Below are 16291 nucleotides of genomic sequence, written 5' to 3' on the forward strand. Positions count from 1 at the left end.
GGCTTTAGCTTTTAGAAGCTAAGGCCTATTTTATTTGTTTATTTTACTTGAAGTATTCTACTCCAGCCTTGAATAAGTTCATATATTCTATATCTGGAATATTTTTATAAGTGTCTTCACTCAATCTTTCTGAGTGGCCCATCTTACCAAGTATCTTTCCACTTGGGTCCATAATGGATTCAATGCCATGTGAGCTTCCATTTGGATTTATTACATACTTAAATGCAACTTGGTCCTTGTCAACAAGGTCCTTGTACATTTCATCTGAACAATAGAACCTGCCTTCTCCGTGTGAGATTGGAACCCTGTACTCTTTATTTTCAATATACTTTAGCCATGGTGAATTTAATGTTTGTGGCTTAGTTGGAATTATTCTTGAGATGTGACGGCCAAGAGTATTAAAGGTAAGAGTTGCATCGTCTTCGCTTAAGTTTTTGATTTGTCCAAATGGTAGGAGCCCTGTTTTAATTAGAGCTTGGAAACCATTACATACACCTAAGACAAGTCCGTCATTGCCCTCTTCGGATACAAGATGTTCAATTGCTTCTTTAACATCCTTATTTCTAAGAACATTTGCAATAAACTTTGCACTTCCATCCGGTTCGTCACTCATTGAGAAACCACCTGGTATAAATAATATTTGCGCATTGTTAATAGCAAGTGCAAACTCTTTGATCGATGCTTCTAATAGTTCAGGAGTTAAGTTTTTGATTAAAACTTCTTGAACATAAGCCCCTTCCTTTTCAAAGGCAAGTCTTGAATCAAATTCACTATTTGTGCCTTCAAAAACTGGAATTACAACGCGAACTTTTTCAACTGGCTTATAGGACTTCATCCTTCTGTTAATAGATTCATGGAAATAAAGATCTTTAGTTTCTTGATCTTTGTTTGTGCCGTAAATTTCATTTAAGCCATTAACAAAAGCCTTTTTAACATCTTCGTAAGCGAGCTTTTCGCCGTTAACGATAAAGTCTTCTGTGCCAGATTTACCAATTTCTCTAACCCCATCAAACTCTTCATCATATTCAATAATAACTGTTAGCGGAGTCTTTTTATATTGGTCATTATCAGTCAGCTTTACATCTACGCAAACATCATTTCCAACGCACATTTTTATCAATGCTTCAAGTACGCTTGCATTATCACAGACAAATGATGTTTTGATATTTTTCTTTTGAATTTGTTCTTCAATAATAGCGAGCTTATCTAAAATTTCCTTATCATCTGCTAATCCAAATTCATCTGTGTCTATTTCAATTAAGCCAATTTTGTGGCCACCCTTCATTTCAGAAGTTGTAACATAATCCTTGTCTCCATAACCAACTGCGAATGAAATCAGTGTTGGTGGGACGTTTAGATCTTCAAAAGTTCCGCTCATTGAGTCCTTACCGCCAATTGGTGGCGTGCTTACAATTGAGCTTGCCTTAAGTGCACCAAGCAAGGCTATAAATGGTTTTTGCCAGGTCTTTGGATTGTCTCCCATCTTTTCAAAATATTCTTGATAAGAGGTTCTAATTGTTGCTAGAGGAGCACCTGATGCAACTAACTTAAAGACCGATAGTAGAACTGAATAATAGCTACCTACAAATGGATCTTCAGCTGACAAGTAAGGAATAAAACCATAACTCATGTAAGTTGTGGTCCTTGTTAAGTCAGTCTTTGAAGAAATCTTTGCAGCCATTGCATTGATAGGAGTCAATTCATTTTTACCGCCTAAGGGTGCGTTTATGGTTGCTCTGCCTACTGAGAAGTCAAAGTTTTCAAGCAAATTCTTTCTGGAAGCTTGGTCAAGACCAGCCATTCTCTTTTCAATTTTTTCTGTATGTTTTTCCTTAAAGAAATTAATTTCATTTAAACCTTCAACAGTAACATCTTGAGTTTTTTCAGCTCCTGTTGAATTTAAGAATTCACGAGAAAGATCTACAACGATATCATCGTGATAGAAGATTTTCATTCTGCCAGTATCAACAACGTCTGCAACATGAGTAGCTTCTAGATTTTCCTCTTCAGCATATTTCAAGAATTCATTTAAGTCTTTAGACCTAATAACAACAGCCATTCTCTCTTGAGATTCAGAAATTGCAATTTCTCTTGGTGTAAGCCCCTTGTATTTTAGAGGTACTCTGTCCAGATAAATATCAAGTGAATCAGCTAATTCACCAATGGCAACACTTACTCCACCAGCACCAAAGTCATTACATTTCTTAATCATAGAAGTAACTTCTGGACGTCTAAATAACCTTTGGATTTTTCTTTCTGTTGGTGCGTGACCCTTTTGAACTTCTGCACCAGATTTTTTTACACTTGATTCATCATGTGATTTAGAAGAACCTGTTGCTCCGCCAACGCCATCACGACCTGTGCGTCCGCCCAATAATACAATTACATCGCCTGGCTCAGGGTTTTCGCGTTTAACATATTTTCTTGGAGCAGCACCTACTACAGCGCCAACTTCCATTCTCTTTGCTTTATAACCAGGATGGAACAATTCTTCTACATAACCAGTAGCTAAACCGATTTGATTGCCGTAGGATGAATAGCCTTTAGCTGCATCGCGAACTATTTTCTTTTGAGTTAATTTTCCCTTGAGCTCATAATCATTAATAGGATCTGAGGCACCTGTAATTCTCATAGCTTGATATACGTAACCCCTGCCAGATAATGGATCTCTGATAGCTCCGCCTAAGCAAGTTTGTGCACCACCAAAAGGTTCAATTTCTGTTGGGTGATTGTGGGTTTCGTTTTTAAAGAAGAACAAATATTCTTCTTTTTCCCCATCCACATCAGCGTCAATAATAAGTGTGCAAGCATTAATTTCATCGCTTACTTCAACATCATCGAGCTTGCCCAAATGTCTCATATATCTGGAGTGAATTGTACCAAGATCCATCAATGAAACTGGTTTTGTTCTATTAATTTCTTCTCTCTTGGCCAAATATTTTTCAAAAGCTTCTTTAAGAGCCTTGTCACGCTTTGAGTTTTCACTTTCAAATTTAATATTTGTAAGAGCAGTATTAAAAGTTGTGTGCCTACAATGGTCTGACCAATAAGTATCAATCATTGAAAGCTCAACATCATTTATGTCCCTGCCTTCTTTTTTGAAGTAGTCTTGAATAATTTTCAAGTCTTCTAAGTCCATGGCAAGACTTTGGCTCTTATAAAATTCAGCTAAGTCTTTGTCATCAAAGTCCTTAAAGCCTTCATAAACTACAACAGTTTTATCAGCTTTTCCTGTGTCTTTAATGGATGATGGAATTTCCAATAGCCTTCCCTCTTCTTCATCTACAGGATTGATTAGAACTTTCTTTATCTTTGTCATTGTATCCTTATCGACACCTTCGAAGGAAATAACTTCAGCAACATGAGCAGCTACATTTGCTCCTGGGATAACGCTCTTTATTGTATCAATTAAGCCGCGTTCTCTTTGGTCAAATTGTCCAGCCTTGTATTGTCTAACAAGAACATCCTTAAAAGATTTTTGCAAGCTTAGAGCATCGTCCCCAACATAGATATCATCTACTGGGGGTTCTCTTAAAATAGTATCCTTGATTAAATCTATTTCTTTATTGGTCAGACCTTCAATGTCATATCTCTTGTATAATTTGCATTTGGATGGATTAATTCCATGTTCTTGTAATTGATTAAGTACCGCCTCTGAAAAAATGTCAAACTCGTCTTTCTTGTTTACATAAATTCTCTTTACATTTGGAGCTATATCTTTTCTATAATACATATCCTTAAATTTAATCCTTTCGATTTCACTATAAACAATTCTCTCGGCTTCTTCCATTGATTTATCCGCAGCTGCAATACTAAGTACTCTTCCCCCATTTGTCAGAAGTTTTCCATCCTCGGATTTTACACCAGCATAAAATACTTCAACATCATTAAGCTTATCGAGTCCATTAATATCATATCCTTTTTCATATGAACCTGGATAGCCACCACTTGCTGCTACAACATTTACAATATTTTTATCATTAATCTTGATATAGCATTCGTTAAGTTCTCTCTTGCTAGTTGCCATCATCAGATTTAATAAATCACTTTCAAGTGCCATGAGGGCAACCTGGGTTTCTGGATCACCAAACCTAGTATTAATTTCAAGAACTTTTGGACCTTCCTTGGTTATCATTAGTCCAAAGAAAACAATCCCTCTGTAGTCAATTTTATTAATTTTTATCGCTTCAATAAAAGGATCTAAAATTTGGTCTTTTATTTCATCCCTGTACATTAAAGCTTCCATATCTGGAGTGAAGGTTCCCATTCCTCCAGTGTTAGGTCCTACATTTCCCTCATAAATTGTCTTGTGGTCTCTAACTGGATTAAAGAGTTTAAAAGATTCTCCATCAAAAAATCCCATGAGCGAAGTTTCAAATCCTTCTAAGTATTCTTCAACAAGCAAGACTTGGTCGCCAAAAATTTTGTTTTCCAAAACATTTTTTGCCCCGTTTTCAATATCCACATCATCTGATACTATTAAAACGCCTTTACCTGCTGCAAGTCCATCTGCTTTTAAAACAACTAAGTTTTGTTCAGACTCATCCCTGAGCTCTTTTGCATATTTAATAGCTTCACCTGCATCTTTAAAGGACCTGTATTTTGCCGTAGGAATATTTTTGCTTGCCAATATAGTCTTGCAAAATTCCTTGGACCCTTCGATTTGTGAGGCTTCTTTTGAAGGAGCAAATATTAATTTTCCTGCACGTTCAAAAACATCTGCAATGCCTTCAACAAGTGGAGCTTCTGGACCAACAATCGTGTAATCGATATTTTCTTCTTGGCTAAAGACAAGTAGACTTGCAATTTCACTGTCAGGAATGCTTACATTTTTGCCAATTAATTCAGTTCCAGCATTGCCTGGAGCAAAATACAATTGAACTTCTGAACCCCTTTGATCATAAATCTTTTTACCTATAGCATACTCTCTTGCACCGCTACCAATAATTAATATTTTCATTAAATCCTCCTAACAAAGCCCACCTTATCATAGACTCTTTCCAAGGTTTCTGACGCAATTTCCTTGGCGTGAGTAGCTCCTTCTTTTATAATTTGATCAATATAAGACTGATCACTTAAAAACTTTTCAGTATTTTCTCTAATTGGTTTTAAAACAGTGTTCACAGCTTCAAAAGTTTGATTTTTTAATTCTCCATAACCCTTGCCTTCAAATTTATTTAAAATTTCTTCTAAGCTTTCATCTGTAAATGCTTGATAAATGTCAATTAGGTTTTTAACTCCTGGTTGGTCATCAGTATAATTTATCTCACCAACAGAGTCTGTAACAGCCCTGCCTAATTTTTTCTTAAGAGTTTTTTCGTCTTCCAACAATAAAATGTATGCATTGTCGTTAGGGTCTGATTTACTCATCTTTACCATAGGATCTTGTAAAGATTTAATCCTAGCTCCTGTCTTTGAAATAAGAGGCTCAGGCATAACAAATGTGTCTCCATAAGCTGAGTTAAATCTTTCAGCTATATCCCTGGTTATTTCTACGTGTTGTTTTTGGTCATCCCCTACTGGAACAAAATCTGTATTGTAAAGTAAAATATCTGCTGCCATTAATACAGGATAGCAAAATAAACCCGCGTTGGCCCCCTCTTCGTTGCCTTTAATCTTAGATTTAAATTGGTGCATTCTTTTTAATTGACCGATGCTTGTATAGGTATCCAAGATCCAAGCAAGCTCAGCGTGTTCGCTTACATGTGAGTTAATATACATAATACTTTTCTTTGGATCAATACCGCAAGCCAAATAAACTGCAATTAGCATTCTAGAACGCTCTCTTAATTCCTTAGGATCTTGTCTAACTGTAATTGCATGCATATCAGCAACAGAAAATAAGCATTTATACTCTTCTTGTAGCTTTGGCCATTGTTTAAGTGCACCTATATAATTACCAATTGTTAAAAGTCCTGATGGCTGTATAGCACTATAAACTGTTTTCATTTTCCCTCCTATAAGTCGTCATATTCATATTTGAAAGTGTCAAATTCATCAAAGTTGCCTGCACGATAACCCTTCATAAACCAACGCGACCTCATATCTGCTGTACCGTGAGTAAAAGCATCAGGCACAACCGTCCCTTGATACCTCTTTTGTAAAATATCATCACCTACTGACTCTGCAGCTCTAATTGCATCATCAATATCATCTACATCTAAATAACCCTTATCTTCAATTCTGCTAGCAAAAACTCCTGCAAGATAATCTGCTTGAAGTTCAATTCTTACAGAAATTTTATTGTATTCTGTTTCACTAAGTTGCTTTCTCAGCTGCTGCTTTTCGCCTAAGATTCCGAGCTCATCTTGGACATGGTGGCCAACTTCATGGGCAAGGACATAGGCAATTGCAAATTCACCCTTTGCTCCGAACTCATTTTTTAATTGATCAAAAAAGTCCAAGTCCATATAGATTTTTTTATCCAGCGGACAATAGAAGGGCCCCATAGCAGCTTGTGCAGTGCCACATGCTGAATTAACTGAACCGTTAAATACAACTAGATTTGTAGTTTCGTAGTCTAAATTATACTCTTTAAATACCTCATTCCAAACATCCTCTGTATCTTTCAATACTACGCTTAAAAATTCCATTTTTTCTTTATCTGATTCAGTTTCAACATATTCAGGAGCTGTTTGCGTTCTATTGCTTGCAAGTGGAATTAAACTAAGGGGATTGCCGCCCATTATCATATAAATAATTGCAAATATTATTAGGCCTCCTCCGCCCAATTTAAATCCTGAGCCTCCACGTCTACCGCCTCCACTGTTAAATCTTCTATCTTCAACATTGGAACTTCCTTGTCTTCCTCTCCATTTCATAATTTGTCACCTGACCTTTCTAAAATTTTTTTAGAATAAAAATATATTCCTAATAAAGAATTATAAACCATATAAAAATAACCAGATAAATCAAGCGAAACTTTTAGGTCTAAAAATGTCGCTTAAAATCATCTGGTTTGATGGTGAATTTATTCGAAAATAAAACAGAAAAAATCTCTTATAAGTATATTTACTAGTTACTTTAAAGACCATTTCCATTTCATTCCCTCCTACCTTATATAATAGCATTAAAAGGGATTGAATTCAAGCACTTTAAAGCTCATTTATTAATTCTCTTATGGACTTTGTGCTTATATTTTCTTTCGGAATATTTAACCTAGATAATATCTTGTCTAGGTCCTCTTGACTAGCCGCTTCTATTTCTAAATAAGGATAAGGGTAAACTGCCTTATCCCATAGGTCAATATCAAAAACAAATTTATCTAACAAATACTTATAACGAGTCTTTTTTTGTAAGGAATAACTCATACCGATCTCATCCATTATCTGTAAAAATACTTCTGGATCATCAATCCTTGTTGTAAGTTCCGAATTTGTCCTTGCTCCAACAGACCCTAAGCGTTTCTTAAAAGTAAACTCAGAGTACTTGTCAGTGACCCTTAATCTTAAATATGAATCTTCATTTACATTTGGTGTTTCAAAACGATAATTGCTTTGCTCTTCCACTACTTGAAACTTTGCACCCAAATCTTCAATCATATTTTTCAACTCATCAAGGCTATATCCCAAAACTTTGATCTCAATTTCTTTTTCTATCATAAGGCCTTATATAATTCTTCATCGATAAATACATGTAGATCATGGTGAAGTTTTAGAAGTGATATTGGACACATTGTTGTAACTTGATCTGACTTAACGAGAGCTCTAATAGCATCAGCTTTTCTCTTGCCATTTGCCATCATAACAATGGTCTTTGCTTCCATAATTTTTCCAACACCCATACTAATAGCATATCTAGGAACTTCATCTACACTATCAAAAAATCTAGAGTTAACTTCTATAGTAGAATCAGTTAGCTTTACAATATTGGTGCCGAAAGGAAGACTTTCATCAGGTTCATTAAATGCGATGTGACCATTTTCACCAACACCTAATAGTTGAATATCAATGCCGCCCACAGATTCAATGAGCTCGTCATACTCTTTACATGCTTCAATATCATTTTGATCTTTTGCACTTGGAACATGAGTATTATTGATGTCTATATCAATATGATCAAAGAAATTATCCTTCATAAATTGCTTGTATGATTGTTCATGACCTTCTGGTAAACCAATATACTCGTCCAAATTTACTGTTGTTATGTCTTTAAAAGAAATTTCTCCATTTTTATTTTTTTTAGCTAACTCCTTGTATAGACCAATAGGCGTGCTTCCTGTTGCAAGTCCAAGAACTTTTACATCTTTGATTCTACTTGCATAAAATTCTGCAGCCTTCTTGCTCATTTCATCGTAATCTTTACAAACTATAACTTTCATATATTACCTCCTAATCAACTTTGGAGTAAAATTCAAATAATCGGCGGATGTTAAATGATACTCCACTCCATCCACCAAGCCTTCTACGGCTTTTTTATGACCATCTGCATGCAAGTGGCCATAAATGCAAATGCTTACTTTGTGATCTTTTAATACTTGATGGAATACATTTGGACTTCCATTGTTGTCAAATGGTGGATAATGAACCATAGCAATTATAGGTTTATCTTTTTTAGCTGACTTAATAGACATCTCTAGCCTAATTACTTCACGATTAATTATTCGTTCATCACCTTTTTCAAATTCCCTGGAAGATTCGTCACACCAAAGCCTGCTGCCAACAACTTCATAGTTGCCAACAGAAAATGAATTATTTTGTAAAAAATTAATTGTTTTTAAATTTAAATCATTCATCTTCTTCAAGCTTGACCACCAATAATCATGGTTGCCCCTAGATATTATTTTCTGTCCTGGCAATTGGTCCAAAAATTTCAGGTCTTCAAGAGCAGCTTCTAATTTTAAAGCCCAGGAAATATCACCTGCCAGAAGCACATAGTCTTCGTCTGTGATAATCTCCTTCCAGTTTTTTTCTATATTATCCTTGTGGTTCAACCATATATCTGAAAATACATCCATGGGCTTATCTTGTCCACCATCAAGATGAGTATCTGCAATCGCATATATCAAATGAATCACCTCAAATTTGCAATTTTATTATATTATTTTTTTTATTCAAAATCAATATTTATAAAAGCACTTTCTTATATTTTTTTGATCCAGCTTCCAATATATCCAAAATTCTCTTGTTGGATGTGAAGACAATAATTTGAAAACCCTCTTGGCAAAGACCAAGCAAATAATCAACTGTATTGGCTAACCTAAAGTCATCCAAATATTGAAAGGCATCATCAAGCAATATAAAACCGCCTTCCATTATTTGAAGCCTAAGGGCCATCTTGGTTGAAAAGTTTACAATTTCTTTGGTAGCTGTGCTCATTTGCTCTCTGTTTAGTTTAAATCCCCTGTCTAAAAAGCTGTTAAAATCCTGATCTAAAAACAAATCATCAGATGCCGTTATAAATTTAAAAATCTCCTTTGACTTGTCTTGGCTCTTATTAATTGGACTAGCAGATTTTTTTCTCTGAGCCCTGTCTGTAATATCTATCAGGTCAGTTAAAAGCTTGTACTCATAGTCTAGATCTTCTAATTTTGCAGTTAATCTATCCAACCTATCTATATCTTCCAACTTCTCGTCCATATATTTTTCCAAAATATCTAGCTGGCCCTTATAAAATTCAATTTCATTTTCATCTTTGTTTTCATTAGTATCTAATTTTGCAAGATTTCTTTTTCTTTTCTTCTTAAATATACTGGTCAGAGATAAAATAATAAAAATAGCTGGAATTAGATATAGCCAAGCATTATTTACATAGATAAAAAATGAAGCAAAAGAAATTATCATGACAATGTATTCAAACAAATTTGATTGAGCATTCTTTGGCTTTTTATCTGATTTTAGCCTTTGAACTTCAGCCAACTCTTTGTCCTCAATCTTTTCTTTTAAGCTTTTAATTTCATTTTCTATTTCCTTATAAGAGCGGATTTTTTCTTTTAAATCTGAAATCTGCCTATATATAATAGCCCTTTGTTTAGTGGGCGCATTTAAAGAACCTATTTCAGATCTTTCACTTTCAGCCAAGGAAATTATTTTGCTTGCAAAATCAGAATCAAAATCAGCGTTTAATATCATTCGAATGAGTTCATTATTCAAATCAATATTGGAATCTATATCAAAAAACTCCCTGTAAACAGAGCTATCCACACCTAAGATATCAAGGCCAGGAGCAAGAATCTTGTTTACATAAGAATAACCACTCGAAATATCTTTGTGGTCAGAATAAACCCTTGCAATCTCTTGCGATAAATCCCGTTCAATTGAAATGTCGCCATCCTCGCCTGCCAAATTTAATTTAACCCTATAGGCCCCTGACTTGTATATACTATAATCATCATAATAATTTTTTCTCTTGGATTCTGTATTGGTAAAACCATACAAGGCAGCTTCAATTGATTTTCTAATTGTGGTCTTACCAGATTCGTTGTCGGCGTATACGATATTTAATCCAGGAGCAAATTCAATGTGCTTTCTATCAAACTTGCCAAAGCCATCAAGTAATATTCCTTTTATAATCATAAGCCTACCACCTTATTCATAAGCGATATAAGTTTTCTCTTTAAATCTTCCTGATAATGACCCTGGAATTCACTTTCAATTATATTATTTACATCATCTAAAAATTCTGAATTAATACCTGTTACCTTCATATTTGGCGTCCGCTTATCATTTATTACTATATATGGAAAATAATTTTTTAAAGCATATCTCAATTCTTCTACATCCATAGCCATATCTGAACCTGTGATATTTAGCCTTAAAACTTGTATTTTATCTCTAGCTATTGTCTTTAATTCATCAATTAACTCATCAACAGTCTTATGACTAATATCAATATTATTATCCACATATTCCATAGACGCAAAGTCAACAAATGAAACGCTTACTCCATTATCAATTTTAATTTCATATCCACCGTGCGGACCAGTTTCCTTTATTGACATAGGTTCTAAGCTTCCCGGATAAAAAAACTTATCATCAACCACCATGGGCTTATGAATATGGCCAAGGGCAATATAATCAAAAGCCTCTACAACAAGGTTTCTATCAAAAGGCATATAAGCCTTATCAACGTTTAAACCGGAATGAGCCATTAGAATATTGTACTTATTAATCTTATTTATACCTGTAAAATCAGGCTCACTTTCGACTTCTCTCTCCCAGCTATGCATAAAAACAGAAAGATCTAGGTCATTGAAATCATATCTCTTGATCTTGTTCATAGTGTGCAAAATTATATTGTCAGGTATATCTATATCATCGAATACAAAATTGTCTCCTACATAGTCATGGTTGCCAAAAATAATCAGGACCTCACCATTAAATTCTCCTAAAATTTTAATCAACCTCTGGGCGTGAGTTTTTAAAAAATTTTTTCTCTCGTAGAGGTCTCCGCTTATAAGAATTAGATAGATTTCCTTACTGTTTGCATAGGTAACTACATTTTTCAAAGTAGTCCACTGGATTTCTCTTAGCTGATATGGCTCTATAACTGAAGATTTTAAAGAATCGCATAAATGAAGATCAGATATATGAATTAGCTTAATCATCTATGGAGTACACTTCCCTTAAAAGTTTTTGCCAAAGACATAATCTCTCCAATCTTTGTACCTGGTTCAACCTGTGAGGCTGCTACAACAAATTTGGGAATATCTTTTGAATTCATTTTATTCTCCAGAGCAAAAGTATAGGCAAAGTAAATCATATCTATATTGTAAGAAGTTAAATCATATTGAAGGCAAGTGTCTCCATCATAAAATAGCAAACCAAAATTGGTGGTTAATAAAAGCTTTGTGTTTTTGCCCTCACATAGACTATAAGAGAAATTTATTAATTCATATTCACTTACAATTTTAAAAGGTGCGAAATCAATTACCGCTTCTTCATCTATAATTGCCACCGTCGGATTTTCTGATAAAGAGCTAATTACACGGTCGCCAAAAATAATAGAGTCTTTATGATATTCATTTGCCTTGCGTAAAAATTCCAAAGCAAATTCCCTCTCCAAATCATAAACAGGCAAAACCATAAGGTCTTCTTTAAAGAGTGAAGAGACAAAGTTTTTCTTTATTTCCATATTATCATCAAAAGTAAGTTTATGATCTGCCTCACTTCTTATAATCGGATTGTGGCCATAATTTATCCTTACTTCAATCTTTGCCCCATCTTTAATCTTAATATGCTTAACATTTGATCCCCTATTTAATAGGATGGTTTTAATTTCCTCTCCTATATTTGAGCCCGCTGCTAAATAAATATTGTTGTCTTGATTGTACTTGTTTAAAATTTTATAAAGATCACCTGATCTTAATAAAACTTCTCTAGATGATTTTTGATCTTCAAAATCTATAACCAACTTGGGTGATAGTTCAATTAACAGTGCCATACGCCCTCCTTGTATTAATTATAACACAAATTATAAGATAATTCTCATATTTACCTTAAAGACCTATTTGTAATCGATTATTCTTTTATTTTTTTCATATATCGTGTATAATGATTGTGGTGATTTGTATGAAAAGGAAAACAGTTTTTTCATTATTAATATTTCTTCTATTGTATTCTTTTACATCACATGCAGCTGACCAGTACGATACTGTTATTTTACACGGAGATGTCTACGACCCTGCAAGTAATAAAAGTTTAGAAAAATATAATATTGGTATTAAAGATGACAAAATTTCAATAATAACTCTTGATGACATTGTTGGCAATACAATTATAGATGCTACAGGTAAGCTTGTAGTACCTGCCTTTATAGATAGTTTTCAAAGACACTTTGGAGATAAATTTGATGAATCCAGACTATTTGATGGAGTCGTAAGCTCTATTTATATTGCAGATGATAATTACGATTCATTTCTTTTAAATAATGGTTCGAGTATCTCTTACATAAACAGAATTCTATTGAGAGATATTTCAAACATTTACGCAAACAAAGACCAAGATCAGGCCTATGCTGATTTTAAATCAAAAGTTGCTTCTGCAATTTCTGATGGCTTTGCTGGCTTTTATAATAAACCTCTGACAACAGATACCTTGGACTTAGATTTTATAGATTCTTCCTATCCACTCTATCTAGACTTAGAGAATATTAATGAAAGCGAAATTATTCCATTTGTTTCTACACTTGCAGAAACAAATAAAGATCGCAAAATTCATTTAATTGCAGCAAATAATTTTTATAGTATTATGGATGACCTCCTCAACTTTGCTAGTGACCATGATAATTTCACTCTTGGTGGCTATCCTTTTTCTTATGTAAATATTGTCCCTGCTAATCAGAATTCTAATTACTTGAAAAACTTAAATGGAAATCTTGCCATAAATAAAGATAGCAAAGAGTCTTTTACTTTTGGTGAAAACTATTATAAGTCAAATAATAGAATTTCTGTTGCCAGTGCAATAAACCAAGATACTATCAGTAAGCTTGCCTCAAGCCCAGAATTTACAAGCGAAAGTTATGACCGCGCACCTGGAAAAATTATGAATACTCAAGATATAAATACGTTTATGGCTAGAATTTTACTGGGAATAAATACAGAAAGCTTAAAAGAAGCTATAAGTGCTCAGACTAAGTCAGTTAAAGATATGTTTCCTGCCATCGATTCCCCCCTACTTAACAAAGGAATGATACAAGTTGGTGCGGATGCAGATATTCTTATAATAGATTCTAAAACTATTAGCCAGCACTCTTCTATTGCAGATACACCAAATATATCTAGTGGCGTTCAAACTTTAATTAGAGAGGGTGTAGTTTTAATAAACGAGGGTAAAATTATTCCAAACACACCAAAAGCCAGATGGATTAAAAGGACAGTTGCTTCATTCGATAAAATTGAAGATTATAAAATAGATGTTAAAGGCAAAAAAGCTAGAAATTTAAATGCTATTAGCTACAACAATCGCGTGCTCCTACCCATCAATGAAATCTGTGAATTTCTGGGAGTTTCTTATGAAGAAAATCTTGGGATTGCAACAATAGGAGATGCTATTAAATTAAGCATAGGTAATCAGTTTTTTTCAACTGGTGCTAACAAATCAGAACTAATAGATCCACCTATACTTATAAATAATGATATTTATTTGTCAGAAAAAGCACTATCAAACCTTTTTAACGAATTTTATTCTGTTAAAACTGATAACAATACACTAAAGCTTAAGAAAAATTCAAAGGCTAGTCTATTAGAAGCTCCTCTTCAAGATGGAGATATTAATATTAAATTGGACACAAAAAACATTATCTATGTTTATTTATTCTCGGCACTACTTCTTATTAGTATGATTTTATACTTGAATTTAGGAAAAAAGAATAAAAAAATTGAAAGAAAGAAAGGGTAATTTATGAGGGATTTTAGTTTATTAGAAATACTTGGACCAATTATGATTGGCCCTTCAAGCTCACACACCGCTGGAGCTGCAAGACTAGGAAGAATTGCTACAACTATTGCAGGAGAAGGATTTACATCCGTTTCTTTCCTCTTGCATGGTTCGTTTGCAAAAACATACAATGGCCACGGTACCGATAAGGCTCTTTTAGGCGGTGTTATGGGATTTTCACCAAGTGATGTAAGGATTAGAGATGCTTTTAAAATTGCTGATGAAAATAACTTACATTACGAGTACTTAGAAACAGATTTGGGCTTTGTTCACCCAAACACAGTCCGCATTATTTTTCACTACGAAGATAGGCCTGATTATTATGTACAAGGTTCATCCATTGGTGGCGGTAATATTTTAATCACAAATATCAATGGCACCGAAATTGAATTCAGAGGTGAACGCCCTACTGTTATTTTAAAATATAAAGATAAGAGAGGTATTATCTCGCGTATAACTTCCCTATTTGCCATCGCAGGCTTTAATATTGCAAACATGACTGTAATAAGAAGTGGCCGTATGTCCGCTCTTATATGTGAATTTGATGGTGAAGTTGATAATTCTATTTTAGATGATATAAATAGAATTGACGACTTTGAGTTTGCTACTTTTATAAAAGTTGGAAAGGATAACTAATATGTATAATAAAGCAAGTGAAGTATATGATATATACAGAACAACTGGCAAGGAAATTTGGGAAATTGCCCTTCTTAAAGACGAAGAAAATATAGGAATTACTCCTGAAGAAATGCTTGAAAAAATGACAACCACGCTAAATGTAATGAGAGAATCTGCTTATGAAGGTTTAGATAAATCAATTCAAACGCTTTCAGGTATTACAGGTGGCAACGCTGTTAAGGTTAACCACTTTAGAGATGACTCTGTAAGTGGAAGTTTAATTACCAGAGCAATGGCAATGGCCCTTTCAGTATCAGAAGTAAACGCTTCAATGGGTAGAATTGTTGCAGCTCCAACAGCTGGTGCCAGCGGCATTATTCCTGGTGTGCTCTTTTCCATGCAAGAAAAATATAACTACACAGACGAAGAACTTGTAAAGGCTCTAATAACATCTGGTGTAATTGGCGAAATTATTGCACAAAACGCAAGCATTTCTGGTGCTGAAGGTGGATGTCAAGCAGAATGTGGATCAGCTTCTGCCATGGGTGCTGCTGCTATTTGCTATCTCAGAGGATACAAGCCTGATATAATGTTTGCAGCTGCAGCCTTTGCTATTAAAAATATTTTAGGACTTGTATGCGACCCTGTATGCGGCCTTGTAGAGTATCCTTGCAATCTTAGAAATGCAAGCGGTGTTGTAAACGCAATTATATCGGCAGACCTCGCCATGGCTGGTGTCAACTGCCTAGTTCCTTTGGACGAAACCATTGACTCCATGCGTCAAGTAGGAGCAAGTATGCCTGAAGCTCTTAGAGAAACTGCTATGGGCGGAATTGCTGCAACTCCTACTGCCGAAAGATTAGAACACGAAAGAATGAGCGTAAATAAAAAATAACTATTTAAATTTATTTAATGCGGGCTTTGGTCCGCATTTTTTAATTTTCATTTTAATAACAATTTTATCTGTTCTAAACTTTAAAAGATTTTTTAAAATTAATGTTTTTAAAAATATTCAAATTAAAATTTTATTCGCATTTAAAAATCCTAAAAAAATTATTTCATGTTTTTTATAAATTGCACAAATAAAAACAGATGGCAGTACATAAAACAAACCATCTGTTTTTTATATTGGTCGGAGTGACAGGATTTGAACCTGCGACCACTCGCCCCCCAGACGAGTGCGCTACCGGGCTGCGCTACACCCCGCCGACTTCCTATGTATTATAACATATAAAAATAAACTTTACAATATAAGTCTTTAATTGTAAAATATCGCTTACTGTGATAAAATTTTCTAG

12 protein-coding genes and 1 tRNA gene are annotated in these 16291 nt (G+C 34.3%); 3 read left to right on the forward strand and 10 right to left on the reverse strand.

The genetic code is table 11. The features are described 5' to 3' along the window. Window positions 1-43: 43 nt before the first annotated feature. The 9 genes from CUU59_RS04190 to CUU59_RS04230 all read right to left on the reverse strand — a co-directional run bounded on the left by CUU59_RS04190 (window position 44) and on the right by CUU59_RS04230 (window position 12381). A complete protein-coding gene (locus CUU59_RS04190) occupies window positions 44-4960 on the reverse strand; it encodes a phosphoribosylformylglycinamidine synthase (protein WP_099950744.1) in 4917 nt (1638 codons plus the stop codon). Further along, window positions 4960-5949, reverse strand: a complete 990-nt coding sequence (gene trpS, locus CUU59_RS04195; protein ID WP_099950745.1) for a tryptophan--tRNA ligase — start codon at window positions 5947-5949, stop codon at window positions 4960-4962. The genes CUU59_RS04190 and trpS overlap by 1 nt, the downstream gene beginning before the upstream one ends. Before the next feature lie 8 nt (window positions 5950-5957). After that, entirely contained in the window at window positions 5958-6821 is an 864-nt protein-coding gene (gene ypfJ / locus CUU59_RS04200) for a KPN_02809 family neutral zinc metallopeptidase (RefSeq protein WP_099950746.1), read from the reverse strand. 273 nt (window positions 6822-7094) lie between these two features. Further along, the gene (locus tag CUU59_RS04205; protein WP_099950747.1) at window positions 7095-7601 is read right to left on the reverse strand and encodes a class IV adenylate cyclase; all 507 of its coding nucleotides are present in this window, start codon (window positions 7599-7601) and stop codon (window positions 7095-7097) included. Next, window positions 7598-8320 (reverse strand): glucosamine-6-phosphate deaminase, encoded by a 723-nt coding sequence (gene nagB / locus CUU59_RS04210; RefSeq protein ID WP_099950748.1) that lies wholly within the window; start codon window positions 8318-8320, stop codon window positions 7598-7600. The genes CUU59_RS04205 and nagB overlap by 4 nt, the downstream gene beginning before the upstream one ends. A 3-nt stretch (window positions 8321-8323) precedes the next feature. Beyond that, on the reverse strand, window positions 8324-9016 hold the full coding sequence (locus tag CUU59_RS04215) for a metallophosphoesterase (RefSeq protein WP_342747446.1): 693 nt from the start codon (window positions 9014-9016) through the stop codon (window positions 8324-8326). A 49-nt stretch (window positions 9017-9065) separates the two neighbouring features. Beyond that, a complete protein-coding gene (locus tag CUU59_RS04220) occupies window positions 9066-10514 on the reverse strand; it encodes an ATP-binding protein (protein WP_099950750.1) in 1449 nt (482 codons plus the stop codon). Next, window positions 10511-11545, reverse strand: coding sequence for a metallophosphoesterase family protein (locus CUU59_RS04225; protein WP_099950751.1), 1035 nt, complete (start codon window positions 11543-11545; stop codon window positions 10511-10513). Before CUU59_RS04225 ends, CUU59_RS04220 begins: the two co-directional genes overlap by 4 nt. Next, the gene (locus tag CUU59_RS04230) at window positions 11542-12381 is read right to left on the reverse strand and encodes a hypothetical protein (RefSeq protein WP_099950752.1); all 840 of its coding nucleotides are present in this window, start codon (window positions 12379-12381) and stop codon (window positions 11542-11544) included. Before CUU59_RS04230 ends, CUU59_RS04225 begins: the two co-directional genes overlap by 4 nt. A 128-nt stretch (window positions 12382-12509) precedes the next feature. On the opposite strand from CUU59_RS04230, the gene CUU59_RS04235 reads away from it, so the two are divergent. Genes CUU59_RS04235 through sdaAA form a run of 3 tightly spaced genes read left to right on the forward strand, consistent with a single transcriptional unit; the run spans window position 12510 to window position 15888 of the window. Further along, window positions 12510-14336, forward strand: coding sequence for a stalk domain-containing protein (locus CUU59_RS04235; RefSeq protein ID WP_099950753.1), 1827 nt, complete (start codon window positions 12510-12512; stop codon window positions 14334-14336). Between the two features lie 3 nt (window positions 14337-14339). Then, window positions 14340-15011 carry an L-serine ammonia-lyase, iron-sulfur-dependent subunit beta gene (gene sdaAB, locus CUU59_RS04240; RefSeq protein WP_099950754.1) on the forward strand — a complete coding sequence of 224 codons (672 nt, stop codon included), beginning with the start codon at window positions 14340-14342 and terminating at the stop codon, window positions 15009-15011. Window position 15012: 1 nt separating this feature from the next. Then, the gene (gene sdaAA / locus CUU59_RS04245; protein ID WP_099950755.1) at window positions 15013-15888 is read left to right on the forward strand and encodes an L-serine ammonia-lyase, iron-sulfur-dependent, subunit alpha; all 876 of its coding nucleotides are present in this window, start codon (window positions 15013-15015) and stop codon (window positions 15886-15888) included. 234 nt (window positions 15889-16122) lie between these two features. Here the strand turns inward: sdaAA and CUU59_RS04250 are convergent. Continuing rightward, window positions 16123-16199: transfer RNA gene (locus tag CUU59_RS04250), tRNA-Pro, on the reverse strand. Window positions 16200-16291: the final 92 nt, after the last annotated feature.

It is taken from the genome of Ezakiella peruensis (genome assembly GCF_900215725.1).
GTDB classification, from domain to species: Bacteria; Bacillota; Clostridia; order Tissierellales; family Peptoniphilaceae; genus Ezakiella; species Ezakiella peruensis.